The 15,372-nt window shown below is 34.9% G+C and carries 18 protein-coding genes and 1 pseudogene; 14 read left to right on the forward strand and 5 right to left on the reverse strand.

The annotated features are described in order from the left end of the window. The 4 genes from F6K27_RS20810 to F6K27_RS20825 form a co-directional block, all read left to right on the forward strand. A partial coding sequence (locus F6K27_RS20810) for a Uma2 family endonuclease (RefSeq protein ID WP_287275077.1) occupies positions 1 to 540 on the forward strand: 540 nt, incomplete at its 5' end. A gap of 15 nt (positions 541 to 555) precedes the next feature. Next, on the forward strand, positions 556 to 1,140 hold the full coding sequence (locus F6K27_RS20815) for a Uma2 family endonuclease (protein ID WP_287275079.1): 585 nt from the start codon (positions 556 to 558) through the stop codon (positions 1,138 to 1,140). A gap of 34 nt (positions 1,141 to 1,174) precedes the next feature. Further along, positions 1,175 to 2,155, forward strand: a complete 981-nt coding sequence (locus tag F6K27_RS20820; protein ID WP_287275080.1) for a cysteine synthase A — start codon at positions 1,175 to 1,177, stop codon at positions 2,153 to 2,155. 12 nt (positions 2,156 to 2,167) lie between these two features. Next, the gene (locus F6K27_RS20825; protein WP_124154838.1) at positions 2,168 to 2,497 is read left to right on the forward strand and encodes a ferredoxin; all 330 of its coding nucleotides are present in this window, start codon (positions 2,168 to 2,170) and stop codon (positions 2,495 to 2,497) included. Positions 2,498 to 2,793: 296 nt separating this feature from the next. Here the strand turns inward: F6K27_RS20825 and F6K27_RS20830 are convergent, their stop codons facing one another. Beyond that, positions 2,794 to 3,018 (reverse strand): hypothetical protein, encoded by a 225-nt coding sequence (locus tag F6K27_RS20830; protein ID WP_124154839.1) that lies wholly within the window; start codon positions 3,016 to 3,018, stop codon positions 2,794 to 2,796. Between the two features lie 427 nt (positions 3,019 to 3,445). Here F6K27_RS20830 and F6K27_RS20835 point away from each other — a divergent pair. From F6K27_RS20835 to F6K27_RS20855, 5 genes and pseudogenes are all read left to right on the forward strand, one after another. Further along, positions 3,446 to 3,919: pseudogene (locus F6K27_RS20835) on the forward strand (class I SAM-dependent DNA methyltransferase). Beyond that, positions 3,900 to 4,949, forward strand: coding sequence for a class I SAM-dependent methyltransferase (locus F6K27_RS20840; RefSeq protein ID WP_287275081.1), 1,050 nt, complete (start codon positions 3,900 to 3,902; stop codon positions 4,947 to 4,949). Before F6K27_RS20835 ends, F6K27_RS20840 begins: the two are co-directional and overlap by 20 nt. A gap of 77 nt (positions 4,950 to 5,026) precedes the next feature. Further along, positions 5,027 to 5,989 carry a class I SAM-dependent methyltransferase gene (locus F6K27_RS20845; RefSeq protein ID WP_287275083.1) on the forward strand — a complete coding sequence of 321 codons (963 nt, stop codon included), beginning with the start codon at positions 5,027 to 5,029 and terminating at the stop codon, positions 5,987 to 5,989. A 682-nt stretch (positions 5,990 to 6,671) separates the two neighbouring features. Further along, positions 6,672 to 8,015, forward strand: a complete 1,344-nt coding sequence (gene gor / locus F6K27_RS20850) for a glutathione-disulfide reductase (protein ID WP_287275085.1) — start codon at positions 6,672 to 6,674, stop codon at positions 8,013 to 8,015. Positions 8,016 to 8,232: 217 nt separating this feature from the next. Next, entirely contained in the window at positions 8,233 to 8,463 is a 231-nt protein-coding gene (locus F6K27_RS20855; RefSeq protein ID WP_287275086.1) for a hypothetical protein, read from the forward strand. Between the two features lie 61 nt (positions 8,464 to 8,524). Here F6K27_RS20855 and F6K27_RS20860 read toward each other — a convergent pair whose 3' ends face one another. After that, positions 8,525 to 8,668, reverse strand: coding sequence for a hypothetical protein (locus tag F6K27_RS20860; protein ID WP_287275088.1), 144 nt, complete (start codon positions 8,666 to 8,668; stop codon positions 8,525 to 8,527). Positions 8,669 to 8,783: 115 nt separating this feature from the next. On the opposite strand from F6K27_RS20860, the gene F6K27_RS20865 reads away from it, so the two are divergent. The 3 genes from F6K27_RS20865 to F6K27_RS20875 all read left to right on the forward strand — a co-directional run bounded on the left by F6K27_RS20865 (position 8,784) and on the right by F6K27_RS20875 (position 11,069). Then, positions 8,784 to 9,248, forward strand: coding sequence for a Spy/CpxP family protein refolding chaperone (locus F6K27_RS20865; RefSeq protein ID WP_124145840.1), 465 nt, complete (start codon positions 8,784 to 8,786; stop codon positions 9,246 to 9,248). A gap of 373 nt (positions 9,249 to 9,621) precedes the next feature. Then, positions 9,622 to 10,275 (forward strand): YqiA/YcfP family alpha/beta fold hydrolase, encoded by a 654-nt coding sequence (locus F6K27_RS20870; RefSeq protein WP_287275090.1) that lies wholly within the window; start codon positions 9,622 to 9,624, stop codon positions 10,273 to 10,275. Between the two features lie 89 nt (positions 10,276 to 10,364). Then, the gene (locus F6K27_RS20875; RefSeq protein WP_287275092.1) at positions 10,365 to 11,069 is read left to right on the forward strand and encodes an ROK family protein; all 705 of its coding nucleotides are present in this window, start codon (positions 10,365 to 10,367) and stop codon (positions 11,067 to 11,069) included. Between the two features lie 31 nt (positions 11,070 to 11,100). On the opposite strand, the gene F6K27_RS33880 is transcribed toward F6K27_RS20875, so the two are convergent. From F6K27_RS33880 to F6K27_RS20890, 3 genes are all read right to left on the reverse strand, one after another. Continuing rightward, on the reverse strand, positions 11,101 to 11,529 hold the full coding sequence (locus tag F6K27_RS33880; protein ID WP_353736039.1) for a hypothetical protein: 429 nt from the start codon (positions 11,527 to 11,529) through the stop codon (positions 11,101 to 11,103). Then, complete coding sequence (locus tag F6K27_RS33885; protein WP_338043211.1) at positions 11,492 to 11,866, reverse strand: hypothetical protein; 375 nt, start codon at positions 11,864 to 11,866, stop codon at positions 11,492 to 11,494. Before F6K27_RS33885 ends, F6K27_RS33880 begins: the two co-directional genes overlap by 38 nt. A 798-nt stretch (positions 11,867 to 12,664) precedes the next feature. Beyond that, positions 12,665 to 12,991, reverse strand: coding sequence for a DUF760 domain-containing protein (locus tag F6K27_RS20890; protein WP_124145837.1), 327 nt, complete (start codon positions 12,989 to 12,991; stop codon positions 12,665 to 12,667). 508 nt (positions 12,992 to 13,499) lie between these two features. On the opposite strand from F6K27_RS20890, the gene F6K27_RS20895 reads away from it, so the two are divergent. Next, complete coding sequence (locus F6K27_RS20895; protein WP_124145836.1) at positions 13,500 to 13,865, forward strand: translation initiation factor; 366 nt, start codon at positions 13,500 to 13,502, stop codon at positions 13,863 to 13,865. Between the two features lie 872 nt (positions 13,866 to 14,737). Then, a complete protein-coding gene (locus tag F6K27_RS20900) occupies positions 14,738 to 14,929 on the forward strand; it encodes a hypothetical protein (protein WP_124145835.1) in 192 nt (63 codons plus the stop codon). The last annotated feature ends 443 nt before the right edge of the window (positions 14,930 to 15,372 follow it).

Below are 15,372 nucleotides of genomic sequence, written 5' to 3' on the forward strand. Positions count from 1 at the left end.
ATGACAGATGAACAGTTTTTTGAATTCTGTCAAATTAATCGAGATTTACGGATAGAAACTAATAAATTTGGAGAGTTATTAATTATGTCTCCTACTGGTTCAGAAACAGGAAATCGTAACCTTGGTATAGCAGCAAAATTATATTTTTGGGCAGAAAAAGAAGGTACGGGTATTGCTTTTGATTCCAGTACAGGATTTACTCTTTCTACAGGGGCAAAAAAATCTCCAGATGTTTCCTGGATAAAATTAGAAAGATGGCAGAGTTTATCTCAAGAACAAAAAGAAAAGTTTGCTCCTATTTGCCCAGATTTTGTGGTGGAGTTAATGTCACCTTCAGATAATCTGAAAACTCTCCAAGCAAAAATGGCAGAATATATGGAAGAACCAGGGGTAAAACTGGGTTGGTTAATTGATAGGAAAGAGAGAAAAGTTTATATCTATCGCCCAGGAATGCCTACCGAATGTTTAGAAAATCCTCATAGTGTAAGTGGGGAACCAGTATTACCGGGATTTGTTTTAAATATGCAGAAAGTTTGGTAAATAGGAGGGAAAATTATGCTCGAAGAAACAATGATTTTACAAATGCCTCCAAATTTACAGATGACAGATGAACAGTTTTTTGAATTCTGTCAAATTAATCGAGATTTACGGATAGAAACTAATAAATTTGGAGAGTTATTAATTATGTCTCCTACTGGTTCAGAAACAGGAAATCGTAACCTTGGTATAGCAGCAAAATTATATTTTTGGGCAGAAAAAGAAGGTACGGGTATTGCTTTTGATTCCAGTACAGGATTTACTCTTTCTACAGGGGCAAAAAAATCTCCAGATGTTTCCTGGATAAAATTAGAAAGATGGCAGAGTTTATCTCAAGAACAAAAAGAAAAGTTTGCTCCTATTTGCCCAGATTTTGTGGTGGAGTTAATGTCACCTTCAGATAATCTGAAAACTCTCCAAGCAAAAATGGCAGAATATATGGAAGAACCGGGAGTAAAATTAGGTTGGTTAATTGATAGAAAAGAGAGAAAAGTTTATATCTATCGCCCAGGAATGCTTACAGAATGTTTAGAAAATCCTGATACTGTAAGTGGGGACTCAGTATTGCCTGGATTTGTTTTAAAGATGAGCAAAGTTTGGTAAAATAATATTTTGTAAATAAAATATTGGTCAAAAAATGGATATTAAACAAGGTTTTATCGGTACAGTTGGCAATACTCCATTAATTAGATTAAATAGCTTCAGTGAAGAAACTGGATGTGAAATTTTAGGCAAAGCAGAATTTCTTAATCCAGGGGGTTCGGTGAAGGACCGAGCTGCTCTTTATATTATTAAAGATGCAGAAGAAAAAGGTTTACTGAAACCTGGGGGAACAGTTGTGGAAGGAACTGCTGGTAATACAGGAATTGGTTTAGCACATATTTGTAATGCTAAAGGTTATAAGTGTTTAATTATTATTCCCGAAACTCAATCTATTGAAAAAATGGATGCTTTGAGAACTTTAGGTGCGGAAGTTAGACCTGTTCCAGCAGTTCCCTATAAAGACCCAAATAACTATGTAAAAATGTCAGGTAGATTAGCATCGGAAATGGAAAATGCTATCTGGGCAAATCAGTTTGATAATTTGGCAAATAGAATTGCTCATTATGAAACAACCGGACCGGAAATTTGGGAACAAACTGATGGAAAAGTAGATGGTTGGGTAGCTGCTACTGGTACGGGTGGAACTTTTGCTGGTGTGTCATTATTTTTAAAAGAAAAAAATCCGCAAATTAAAACTGTTTTAGCAGACCCTATGGGAAGCGGTCTTTATAGTTATGTGAAAACTGGGGAAATTTCTAGCGAGGGTAATTCTATTACTGAGGGTATTGGTAATAGTCGGGTAACGAAAAATATGGAAAATGTGCCGATAGATGATGCGATTCGAGTTGATGATCAAGAAGCGGTAAAAGTGGTTTATCAACTGTTAAGAAAAGACGGTTTATTTATGGGTGGTTCTGTCGGAATTAATGTTGGTGCAGCAATAGCTTTAGCAAAAGAAATGGGTCCTGGTCATACTATTGTGACTGTATTATGTGATAGTGGCGCTCGTTATCAATCAAAATTATTTAATAGTGAATGGTTAGCTGCTAAAAATTTATTGCCGGATGAAGTATAACCGGGAGAAATTATGGTGGAAAATAGTCAAGTTGATAGACGTTTATTAGTCTGTCAAAATCGTACTTGTCGGAAACAAGGTTCGGCAAAAGTATTAGCTGCTTTTGAGTCGTCTGAAGTTCCTAATATTCAAGTAGAAAAAAGTGGATGTTTAGGGCAATGTGGCAATGGTCCGATGGTTTTAGTTTTGCCGGAGGAAGTTTGGTATAGTCATGTTCATATTGATGAGGTTTCGGCAGTGGTGGAAAGACATTTACTAGGTGGAGTATCTGTGAAAAAAATGCTTTATTCTAAGTTTCATTGTCTGAGAATAAGGACTCAGGAGTCAGGAGTCAGGAGATAGAATTTAGGAGAAAATCATAGCTGCCGTGATTGAGTAATCAATCAAGCAAGTATTTATGCGTAAATTTTTTACTCGGAATTTGATCAACGAAAAAAGTAATTAGACTTCTTGCAGAAGTCAGGGAATAGGGAATAGGGAATAGAGAAATGAAATTGTTTATTTCATAGTCTTGAATTGATTTAATTAACACTTGCTGATTAAGTCTAAAAGTCTTTAAATATAAAGTTTTTAGCCTTTTTAAGTATCAAAAAGTGCGAGGTTTTAGGTGGTAATGGTTCAAAAATTTAGGATTTTGGTCAAGAGTTGGACAGAAAAATCAAGGAACGATTCTTCCTACTATCTCCTCTATAATTCCCATTTATCCTGACTCCTGACTCCTGACTCCTGACTTCCCCTCCACCGGAGGGGAGAAAGGGAATGAGCGAGGAGGTAGGAGCGGGCGTTTTGTCCCAAGATTGTTCTGCCCAACTTTTGCCTAAAATGCGCTCCTTTTTGAGCATGAAGAGCTGAAAACCAGGCACTTTTTTTGACCTAAAAAAACCACTTGTCTTTATCTGTCAATGCTTTTAGATTTAATCAGCAAGCTCTAATTAAACGGACATGGTATTAAAAGCAATACTAAAAATATTAACTGTTAACTGATGAGTGATAATTACCTCTTGTCTTCCAGAAAAAGATTGACTAAAAGGCAAATTTAGGAATTTTTTCTACTGAAAAATAAAGAAGTTTAAGCAAAAATTATTCATTATCAATTATTCGGTAATTTATTTTATGGAACAATCAAAATCCAATCAAAGACAGTGGTTTTCAGAGTATACAACTAATTCCCAAGAGGTAGAAAAAACAGGTCAATATCAACCGTTAATAGAATAGTATGACCAAAACCATGAAATTTTTGAGGGTGGTACTTATGCTGCCAAAAAATGCTGCCAACTTTTACATCAATATATTGGTAACTCTTCTAACTTAGCTATTCTAGATTTAGGGTGTGGTACTGGAGACCAAGGTCGTATTTTGAGAGAAATGGGGGTAAAAGGTTTCTTTTATGGAATAGATATGTCACCAGGAATGTTAGAATCTGTTAAAAGTAAGGGATTATATAAAGAACTTAAACAGTCTATTCTTCCATAAATTCCCTATCCTGATAATACCTTTGATATTGTAATTAGCGCAGGAACTTTATGTTCTCCTGGAAATGCGCCATCGGAGAGTTTGCCGGAAATAATTCGGGTGACAAAATCAGCAGGATTACTTTGTTTTTCCTACCGCCAACATTGGTTTGAAAATCAGGAGAGTGGATGGAAAAAAATCCATGAAGAAATGTTAGAAGCAGGGTTAATGAAACAACTGTGTTGTGAGGTTGATAATTATATTCCTACTCAAAATATTAGTGGGTTATATTTTGTCTGTCATAAGTGTTGAAAATATTAATTTTGGGGAGGCGATCGCTTCCCCGAAAAAAGTTATAGTTAAACAGCATAATTTAATGAAAGATAAGTCAATAACTAAACAATCTCAAGAATTTAATGAACAACGTATCCTATCTCATGGAAATGAAAATGAAAGTATTGAAGAAACCATAGAAAGGGTTAAACAAAGAATTATTGAAACTGGAGATAAACCCCATGTTACTGTTGCCAGAAAATTAGAACTTCTTAATGAATTAGTAGGTTTTCCTTTAGGGCAATTTTTATTACAAAATGGAGGTCTGAATGGCTATTGGACAGATTATGTAGTGGAACACCAATTTCAAGGAAGAATTACTGGTATTGATGCTGAAGGTCGTAGTTTAACAGAATTAGAAAAATTTTTGCTAGATAAAAACTCCTTTCCTACACAACAAAGATATGTCAATTTTGGTAAAGCTATTCAGAATTGTGTGCAAGAGGATATAGTTTTTGCTTCCTTGCCTTGTGGAGTAATGAGGGATTTGTTGAAGTTGGATTTTACCGGAGTAGAAAATTTTCGTTTAGTGGGAATTGATATTGACTATGAAAGTTTAGAATTAGCAAAAAAATTAGCTGAAGAATATGATTTATCAGAAAAAGTAGAATTTCATCAGGAAGATGCTTGGAATTTGCCTTTTGAAGATGAATTTACACTATTGACTAGCAATGGTTTAAATGTTTATGAACCTGATGATGAAAAAGTAACGGAGTTATATCGACAGTTTTTCAAAGCATTAATGCCAGGAGGTATATTAGTAACTAGCTTTTTAACCCCATCCCCAAATATTGACCCCAATTCAGAATGGGATATGAGTCAGATTAATTCAGAAGATTTATTACTTTCAAAAATTATATTTTTTGATATATTAAATGTTCAATTTACAGCCTTTAGGAGTTCATATACCACAAAATTACAGTTAGGAACAGTTGGTTTTGATGATGTAGAGTTTATTTGGGATAATGCTAGAATATTTCCCATAGTAACAGCAAAGAAACCTAAATAAGGTATGGATAAGCTTTTAACTTGACAAATATTTAGTAATTAATAAAATCAACATTGTAATTGAATCAAAATAAGCTAATGACTCAACAATCTCAAGAATTTAATCAACAACGTACTCTTTCTCATGGAAAGAAAAATGAAACTATTGAAGAAACTATAGAAAAGGTTAAACAAAGAATTATTGAAACTGGAGATAAACCCCATGTTACTGTTGCCAGACAATTAGAACTTCTTAATGAATTAGTAGGTTTTCCTTTAGGGCAATTTTTATTACAAAATGGAGGTCTGAATGGCTATTGGACAGATTATATTCTGGAACATCAGTTTCAAGGAAGGGTGACAGGTATTGATACAGAAGGTCGTAGTTTAACAAAATTTGAAAAGTATTTCTTGGATAAAACTCCTACTTTCCTTGCTACACAAGAAAGATATATCTATTTTGGTAAAATCATTCAGAATTATGTGCAAGATGATGTAGTTCTTGCTTCTTTACCTTGTGGAGTAATGAGGGATTTGTTGAAGTTGGATTTTACAGGAGTAGAAAATTTTCGTTTAGTGGGAATTGATATTGATTATGAAAGTTTAGAATTAGCAAAAAAATTAGCTGAAGAATATGATTTATCAGAAAAAGTAGAATTTCATCAGGAAGATGCTTGGAATTTGCCTTTTGAAGATGAATTTACACTATTGACTAGCAATGGTTTAAATGTTTATGAACCTGATGATGAAAAAGTAACGGAGTTATATCGACAGTTTTTCAAAGCATTAATACCAGGGGGTATATTGGTAACTAGCTTTGTGACTATACCCCCAAATATCGATCCCAATTCAGAATGGAATATGAGTCAATTAAATCAAGACGATCTGTTACTTTTAAAAATCGTATTTGGCGATATTATATTGAGTCAGAAAGTTACAGGATTTAGGAGTTCATTAACAACAAAACTACAACTACAAACTGTTGGTTTTGATGAAATAGAATTGATTAGGGATAATGCCAATATATGTCCCACGGTAGTAGCGAGGAAACCTAAAAAATAATGTGGATATTTTTTTTATTTGAGGTAGAATAAATGATTTCAGGACTTACGCATGAGGTACGAAAAACTAGAATGTGAAATTGCTTTCCGTTCCGGACTGCTGCGCAAACCCTGTGGGTCGCTTCGGACGAAAATACCTTGTACTGCGTAAGTCCTATGATTTGTAAAAAATCAAGAATTATAGATAAAAAATGAAAAGTATTACCCCTTCTCCCTAATTTCAATGAAATTCATACAAAACTACCATCAAACTACTACAGTAATTGAGAAAATCAACTAAATTAACGACTGTTATTATAGAAAAATAGAAGTAAAAAAGCCGTTGCTGAATAAATGTATGATTTCACAGTCCTCATGAGTCAGGAGTTAGTAGATAGAAAGGAGTTTTTCGGTGACTAAATAGAAAGAAATAGGTATAATTTGCACTACTGTTTTGGCTGAAAATTTATCCAAAGTTGAATTTCATACCTCAAATCAGTAACGCCGTAAAAAAATAGTAAAAATATCAACCCAAGAATATAAAATTACATTCTGTTTGTAAAGTAGTAATTGGATGTCTCTAAATTATTGTCCTAATTTAACCGATCTGCCTAATGACAGAATTACATGAGAAGCAACAACAGGTATAATTTAAAAAGACAAACAACAAAATAATTAAAATATCAATCAAAGGATATCAAATTATGGCATACGATTACGATCTATTTGTGATAGGTGCAGGATCGGGTGGGTTAGCATCTTCAAAAAGGGCAGCATCTTATGGGGCAAAAGTAGCGATCGCTGAAAATGATTTAGTAGGAGGTACTTGCGTCATTAGAGGATGTGTCCCAAAAAAACTGATGGTTTATGGTTCTAGATTTTCCCACTTGTATCAAGATGCAGTAGGTTATGGTTGGAGTCAAGTAGCACCTAGTTTTGATTGGCATAAATTAATAGATGCTGTAAATACAGAAGTTCTACGTTTGAATAAACTACACATCAGTTTCCTGGAAAAAGCAGGAGTGGAACTAATAGAAGGATATGCCAAATTTATCGACCCCCATACCGTAGAAGTAGGCGATCGTAAAATCACAGCAGATAAAATCTTAATCGCTGTCGGTGGGAAAGCAGAAAAAATCAACATTCCTGGAATTGAACATACTGTTACTTCCCGCGAAATGTTCCACCTCAAAGAACAACCAAAAAGAATGGCAGTTTGGGGAGGCGGTTATATCGGTGTAGAATTTGCCGGAATTTTAAATGGTGTCGGTACTGAAGTTACTCAAATTATTCGTCGGGATTTAATTTTACGAGGTTTTGACCAAGACATCCGCAGCAATATTCAAGAAGGAATGACAAAACATGGAGTAGACTTCCGCATCAATACAAATGTAGAAAAAATTGAGAAAGTCGAAGAAGGGTTAAAAGTTCACCTAACAGGAGAAAATGCCGAACCTTTAATTGTCGATACATTCCTCTGTGCAACTGGTCGCAAACCAAACTTAGAAGGTTTGAACCTAGAAAACGCTGGAGTAGAAACAGTTAGTGGTGCAATTGCCGTTAGTGGAAACTGTCGTACCACTCAACCAAATATTTATGCAGTGGGAGACTGTATAGATAAAGCAAATTTAACTCCTGTTGCTATTGCTCAAGGTCGTGCTTTTGCTGATACAGAATTTGGTAATATCCCTAGAGCAATTTCTCTAGAAAATATTCCCACAGCAGTCTTCTCAGAACCAGAAGGATCTACCGTAGGTCTAACAGAAGCAGAAGCTAAAGAAAAATTTGGTGACTCTATCAAATGTTACCGCGCTAAGTTTCGCCCAATGTTTCACAGTTTCACAGGTGCAGATGAAAAAGTAATGGTGAAATTGGTAGTCGAGGGTAATACTGACCGTGTTTTAGGAGTACACATGGTCGGTAAAGATGCGGGTGAAATTATCCAAGGAATGGCGATCGCTGTTAATATGGGTGCAACCAAAGCAGACTTTGACCGCACTATTGGTATTCACCCCTCCACTTCAGAAGAGTTAGTAACTTTACGTTGAAGAAGGTGGTAGGTTACAGCACTTTTGCCGATCTCTGACCTCACGTCACAAGCAAAACCCTGTAGGGGCGAATGGCCATTCGCTCCTACTACTGTCTACTCCTGAAGACTGACTCCTAACAATGAGTTTAGTGGTCTACTCAACTGAAAAGCGCTGTAAAAGAAGTAAGAAGAAAAAAGTAAAACCGAAGTTGGAAGAAACAATTTAGGTAGAAAAAGTGGCGTTAGTGAAGCGCGTGTATGATATTAATCTTAATTATTTAGGAGTCAACCCACCCCTAACCCCTCCCAGGAGGGGGAGGACCGAGTCAGGAGAGAAGAAAGAAGAAGAAAGAGTAGTAGAAGGAGAAAGTTTTTTGTTCGCGCTCTTATCCGGACATGATATCATATCTCAAATCACCAACGCCAAAAAAGTTAGTCAACCTTCTTTACCGGTTAAACAGTTATAGATTGGTTAAGTAAGGAGTAGTCAGGAGTCAGGAGGAGAGAGAATCACAAAGATGAGCGTAGTTATGACGATTGAATAATTTTTGATAGTCCTGCATGGTAATGGTAGGATACATATTTTTTAATTTCTCCCACACTCCTCATCTCCTCATTTCCCAAACTCCCCATCTCCCCATCCCCCCAAACTCCCGGTGCTTCCTTTACCATTACTATGCACCACCACCGAATTTTTTTATTTCCAATTAAACGGATTTGATATAATTTGAAAAAAAAGGATTTGATATTAATTCATACCTAACCAAATATTGAGAGGTAAAATTTTATGTCCCCAGCTTTGATTTCTGCTGTATTAGGATTATTAGTTACACCCTTAACTATTAGTTCTGTTATTGCAACTCCTAACTATAATAATGATGCTCAAATAATTAGTCAAACAACAAAAGTACAGGAGTCACAATCAACAGAAGAAGGTGTATTTCAACAACTAAATCTTACACAAGAACAAACTGATAAAATTGTGGCAATTCGTCAGCAACATCAACAGCAAATTATTCAAAGTTTAGAAAATTTGCGGGATGCCCAGGAAGAATTAAATCAAATGATAATTGCTACTAATACTGATAATCAACTACGGCAAAAACATGGCGAAGTTTTACAGTTGAGAAAAGATTTAGCAGAATTACAATTTAATACTATTCTCAAAATTAGAGAAGTGCTAACTCCCGAACAATTACAACAGTGGTCAAAGTTAATGCAGCAACGCCGGGAATCTCTCAAAAATCGCTAGTTAAATTAACTTTAAAGACTAGAAGTAGTGGTGGTTGGTATGAGTATTTTATAGTAAGTAAATTCTGGAAGAATTTATAGCCAGCCTGATTGATAAAATAATATGATATAAATATATAAAACTGATTCGATCGTCGCCAAAATTATCGAATAAAAAAAACAGTCATTACTAGTCATTACTAATAAACTTTACAAAATAATTATTACAAGTTTTGAAAAAAATACTTTAGCAAGATAAATTTAAAAGCGTTTCTGTACGGAAATGCTGTTTGCGGAGCATTCCGGTACGGAAAATGCTGATAGCTAGTTAATACCATTTGGACAAATATTAGCTACTAATTACCCTGCCCTATTCTTGACTTTAAACAAAAGAAATGCTGAATAATTACACTTATATTTATTTACATGGATTTGCCTCTAGTCCCAAATCTAATAAATCTATATATTTGCGCGATCGCTTCGCAGAAATCAACCTCAATCTTAATATTCTAGACTTAAATCAAAATGATTTTTACAACCTAACTTTGACAAGACAAATTCATCAAGTAGAGTCAGAAATTACCAAAAAATCCACACCAATAATATTAATTGGCTCTAGCTTTGGTGGTTTAACATCTACTTTTTTAGCAGAACGAAATTCAAATATTAAAGCAATAATTTTACTTGCACCAGCCTTTAAATTTTTATCCCATTGGCAACAAAATTTAGGAGAAGAAAATTTACAAAAATGGCAAGAAAGGGGAGATTATTGGATATACCATTATGGAGAAAAAAAATATTCACTATTGAGCTATGATTTTATAGTTGATTTGATCGAGTATGAAGAGAAAAAATTAAAACGTACTTTACCAACTTTAATTTTTCATGGTTTAAATGACAACGTGATTCCCATTCAAGCTAGTCGAGAATTTGTTGCCAAACGCTCCTGGGTAGAATTAATAGAACTTGATACTGACCATACTTTGGGGAATGTTATGGCAAAAGTTTGGCAGGAAATTAATCAGTTTTTAAAGCAAGACTTTAGTTAGATAAATAATTAAGATAAGGTTATAAATATTGTCGGAGTAAAACAATATTAATTATGATGATAATATGTCATAAAAAAAAGGCGTAAGCAATGAATGAAGTTAAAACTATACAAACTTTAGCAGTTGATATTGGTGGCAGCGGGATTAAAGTAATAGTCTTAGATGAAACAGGAGAACCTATCACAAAACGTAGTCGTGTCGAAACACCAGACCCAGCAAAACCAGACCCAATGTTAAAAGAGATTGTCTCTTTAGCAGTAGAACAAGGAGAATTTGACAGAATATCCGTAGGTTTCCCTGGTGTAGTTATGGATGGTGTGATTAAAACAGCAGCAAATTTAGATTCTGACTGGATAGGGTTGAATTTAGCAGCAATGCTTTCAGAACGCTTGGGGAAACCCGTGCGAGTTGCTAATGATGCTGATATTCAAGGACTAGGAACAATTGAAGGCAAAGGAGTAGAGTTGGTAGTTACTTTAGGAACTGGTTTCGGTTCAGCATTGTTTCTAGGAGGAAAACTAGTGCCAAACTTGGAAATGGGTCATCATCCATTTCGCAAAAAAGACACTTATGAGGAACAGTTAGGAAGAGCAGCATTAGATGATATTGGTAAAAAGAAGTGGAATAAGCGCTTAGAAAAAGCGATCGCTACTCTACAACATTTATTTAATTGCGATTGTATTTATCTTGGTGGTGGCAATACAAAAAAAATTGAATTTGAATTACCAACAAATGTAAAAATAGTGCCTAATGTAAATGGTTTATTAGGAGGAATTGCTTTATGGAAAGAATAATTCAATAGTCATAATTTTAGTATTTCTCTATTTAGTTAGGATTGACTAATTTTAAAAGCTTTTGCTTAACTTGAATATTAAAAACATCCCATTTTTTTTGAGCATATTCACTGTTAAAATTAAAACCAGAAAGAAATTCTATAGGAATTTCAAAACCTCCTGCTTGGCAACGCCCTCCACCGAAAAAATGTCCTTGGGTATCCATTCCAAAAGCTTCTTTAATAAACTCATCTGGATCTAGAGTAATTTTATTAGTTCGCAAAGATCCAGTGACTACTTCTAGTTCTTTTTCCTCATCTTGAACAATACCATAAACAACAGCAGTATGAACATTTTCTTCTGTGATTAAAAAGTCAGCAGCTTGAGGAATAGCATCTCGATCTAAACCACGAAGATAACCAACACCAGAAATAGAAACATTGTTATATATATATAGAGCGATGAGACAAAGCTCTTTCAATAATATCAATCACCCGTTGAGACCTAGAAGATTGTAGCACCGCATTTAATAACGTTGCATCATAAAAACGACTTAAATAAGCCGTCGCCAGAAAATCTTCATCTGTTGTTTGTAATAACTGATTTGTATCAGACCTGATGCCATGCATCAAAGCTGTAGCACATTTTATATGTTCGATAGTATTATTATCAAATTCTAGTAATCCTGCTTGAATATATTGGGTTAAGATAGTAGCTGTAGCTTTGATTGAAGGCCGAATATCTACAAACTCTGCCTTTAAGTTTTCTTGTAGACTATGGTGGTCAATAACAGCCACTACAGGAATAGTTTTTACCACCAGTGAAGTGAGCTGACTGGTAGTACCTTGGTTATCAATAAAAACACATCCTTGATAAACAGATAAATCCTTTTTTTTAGAAGTTTCTACTGTCTACTTTTGGACTGGCAAACCAGTCAATTTAACAAGTGTAATATTTTCTTGATGACTCATATCATGTCCGGTAGCATCGGTATTGTATAGCAAAGGTAGGGAACAGGGAACAGGGAACAGGGAACAGGGAACAGGGAACAGGCAGGAATACTTAAGGGCAATAAAAAAACTTAAATTCCCTGTAGATATTCACCCTTGAGTTTACACAAACGCGCCCCAGCGGATATGATATCAGAGTACCAGTATAAACAAGATCACACTGAATATTATATTGTTCGGCAATTAACTTATAAGCCAAAGCTCCTGAAAGTGCATCTAGGTCTGGAAAATCTTGGAGAATAATTAATTGACGAGTATGAGAATGCTTCTCTAAAGTTTCGATTAAAGCATCTATTTTTAAATTAGTAGGAATTGGGATAATTTTAGATAAAGTTTGAATAACATATTTTTTTAGTCAATTCCTGATTTTTAACTTGAGAATGATTGAGCATAATTATTTTTTTAGACAATTAATAACCTGTCATAAATTCAGTTGATTTCCATTGATTTTGTGGTTGAAAGAGGATATTAATTTTGTACAATGATTCTAATTTTGGGACAATTATCAGAAATACTTTTTGGATTAACCGTTTGATTTCAAACTATCCTCTTTCATTGATCCTATTGTTTGTAGAATTTATCACCTCAAGTAAATGTTTAGCTATCTCAACTAGAATGCAGGTCTTGGAGAGATGTGTCAAGTTCCATTCTTTGTTTAGCTTGATGTAAAAAGTAACCACTCATCATCGCAGAAGCCAACATTTGACCAAGATTTTCTCTGCTAGTAGTTATAGTCATGGCAAAATGCTCTGGTGGTAAATGTCCCAACATTCCTCTTAAATTTTGTTCCATAATTTGAGCAACTTCTGGTTCTGGTTTAGAAAGTTGAGCTACAGTTTCTGGATTCAAAGATTGAACATATTGCCATAATACGTTATCACTACTGGATTGATTGGCAGAATATTCAGAGGGATGACTTGGAAGATTATTCATAGTACTTATCTAGAATTAATAGAGTTTAGTATTTAGTTACATATTAGCAACTTTTTCCAACTCCAGTATTAAGAGTGACCGAACTTTTCGATCCGGTTTTTTCTACTCTAGCCAAACCGTATTTCACGTTTGACAGTTTGTGGATGGATTTTGTTAAAGAAGCACCTCAGCGGTCAGCACCTCAGCTATCAGCAGATTTTTTTTGAGACACCCTAGGAGAGCGGAGCATTCCGGAACGAAAAGGAGATTTCAACTCCGACTCAACCATCCAGCTTATAAGAACCGGGGATTTTGACCCCTAGCTCTAAAAGCTGAAGCACTGATAGCTAAAAGCTGATAGCTAGTTAAATAGAGGAAATAAATCTTGAATGGCGATCGCTACTCAAATTTCCTAGTTAAATTTATATTCCTTCCTATTGTTGAACTAAGCTTTATAATACTTATCTTACTAAGCTTAATACATGATATACTTATGATTTAGTAATCTAAATAATATTCCTTAAAAGTTATGGGTCGTTCAAAAAATAATTCCTCTAATATGAATGCTAAAGGCGATCGCGTAGTTTACTCAGAGTTTGGTAATAATGCTACCTCCCCAGCAACAGAAAGAGCAGTACCAAACTTACCTCCAAATCAACAAAATTTAAAAGTACAAGCATCTCGCAAAGGTCGCAAAGGAAAAACAGTTACCATTATTAGTGGGTTTCAGTCGAACCAGGAAGTTTTGACAACTTTACTGAAACAGCTTAAAAATCAATGTGGTGCGGGTGGCACTGTGAAAGATAATGAAATTGAAATTCAGGGGGAACATAAACAAAAGTTACTGGAGATTTTAACTAAATTGGGCTACAAAGCTAAAATTAGCGGTGGTTAAAGAAGCTCCTCAGGAATCAGCAGATTCTTTTTGAGACACCCTAGGAGAGCGGAGCATTCCGGAACGGAAAAGAGATTTCACGGCCGTTCATAAGACGGGGTTTTTTACCGAATAATTAGGGCTTGCTGATTAAATCTAAAAGCATTGACATATTATAAAGACAAGTGCCTTTTTGAGGTCGAAAAAAGTGCCTGGTTTTCAGCTCTTCATGCTCATGCATGGAGCGTATTTTAGGCAAAAGTTGGGCAGAGAAATCATTTTTATAATTCTTACTCCTACCTACTCTAAATTCCCCGTTCCTCCTGCCTCCTGTCTCCTGTCTCCTGTCTCCTGTCTCCTACCCTCACTCATAAGACTTTTTCAGCAAACCCTAATTAAGGTTTAAAGCCTCTCCTTTAAAGGAGAAACAAGCGGTCGTTAGCGCAGCTTCCCATAGGGTGGGATGGCGTACTTCGGAGCGGCTCTGTCAAGAGCGGGTCTCCTCGCCATATCCAATCGACCAAGAGAAGAAAAAATTTTCATTATTAGTCAATCCTATCCGTTTTCAAGGAGAGGTAATAATTAATAATTAATTATTAATTATTAATTGTTGAATTCTAGCTCTAAAAGCTGAAGTGCTGATAGCTAAAAGCTGATAGCTAGTTAAATATTAGCAAAAAATGGGTTGGTTAGGAAATAGATTGATATAGCGTTTCTCAGCCTAATGAGTTACACCTATGTTTATTTGTCTTCTGTTGCCTGTTACCTGTTATAAATTTGCCAATAATATTTATATAGCTAATATTAAGAACGATAATTGTTGCGGAATTTTGATTTTAGCTTTGTAGTTTTAAATAAGAAGTAATTAAACTTATATTAGTGGAGATATATAAATGTTTAGAACAGTTGCTTTAGTATTACTAGGAACTTCTGTTGGTTTTGGATTTTCTCTGGTAGGTGATGGTAATGGGTTTGCTATTAAAGTACCTCAAATAGAAGCAGGAAAATTAGAATGTCGTTGGTTACCTGAAGATACCTCTAATAACTCTTCTATTAACGGAGAATTCTTGGAGCCTAGATATTAGATTTGCTCTCAAGTCCTATTTTAATTACACATAATATCAAATCCGTTTAATTGGACATAAAAAAATTATTCAATGGTCATAACTACGCTTATCTTTGTAATTCTTTCTCCTCCTGACTCCTGACTCCTGAGGACTGACTACTCCTAACTTAAGCATTCTATGGCTGTTTAACCGGATTTGATATAATTTCTCAATGTAGTGAGAAAAGCTATATTTTATCTTTCTTTTTGAATTCTAATAAGTAGCTCTACTTAATTAAATATAAAACGGTCTAATATGTAGTTGTTTCGATTTCTTCTATGATTCATTTCCTCAATAATTACCATTACCCAGATTTGATATAATCAACCTGTCCCGATAATAGCGCGATAGAACTCTGTTCCGCTTACGCGACCAAAAACCTTATTCCTTTAAACCTTTCTTTCCCTTCTGCCTTCCTTCCT

This window comes from Okeania sp. SIO2F5 (assembly GCF_010692685.1).
Classification (GTDB): domain Bacteria; phylum Cyanobacteriota; class Cyanobacteriia; order Cyanobacteriales; family Microcoleaceae; genus Okeania; species Okeania hirsuta.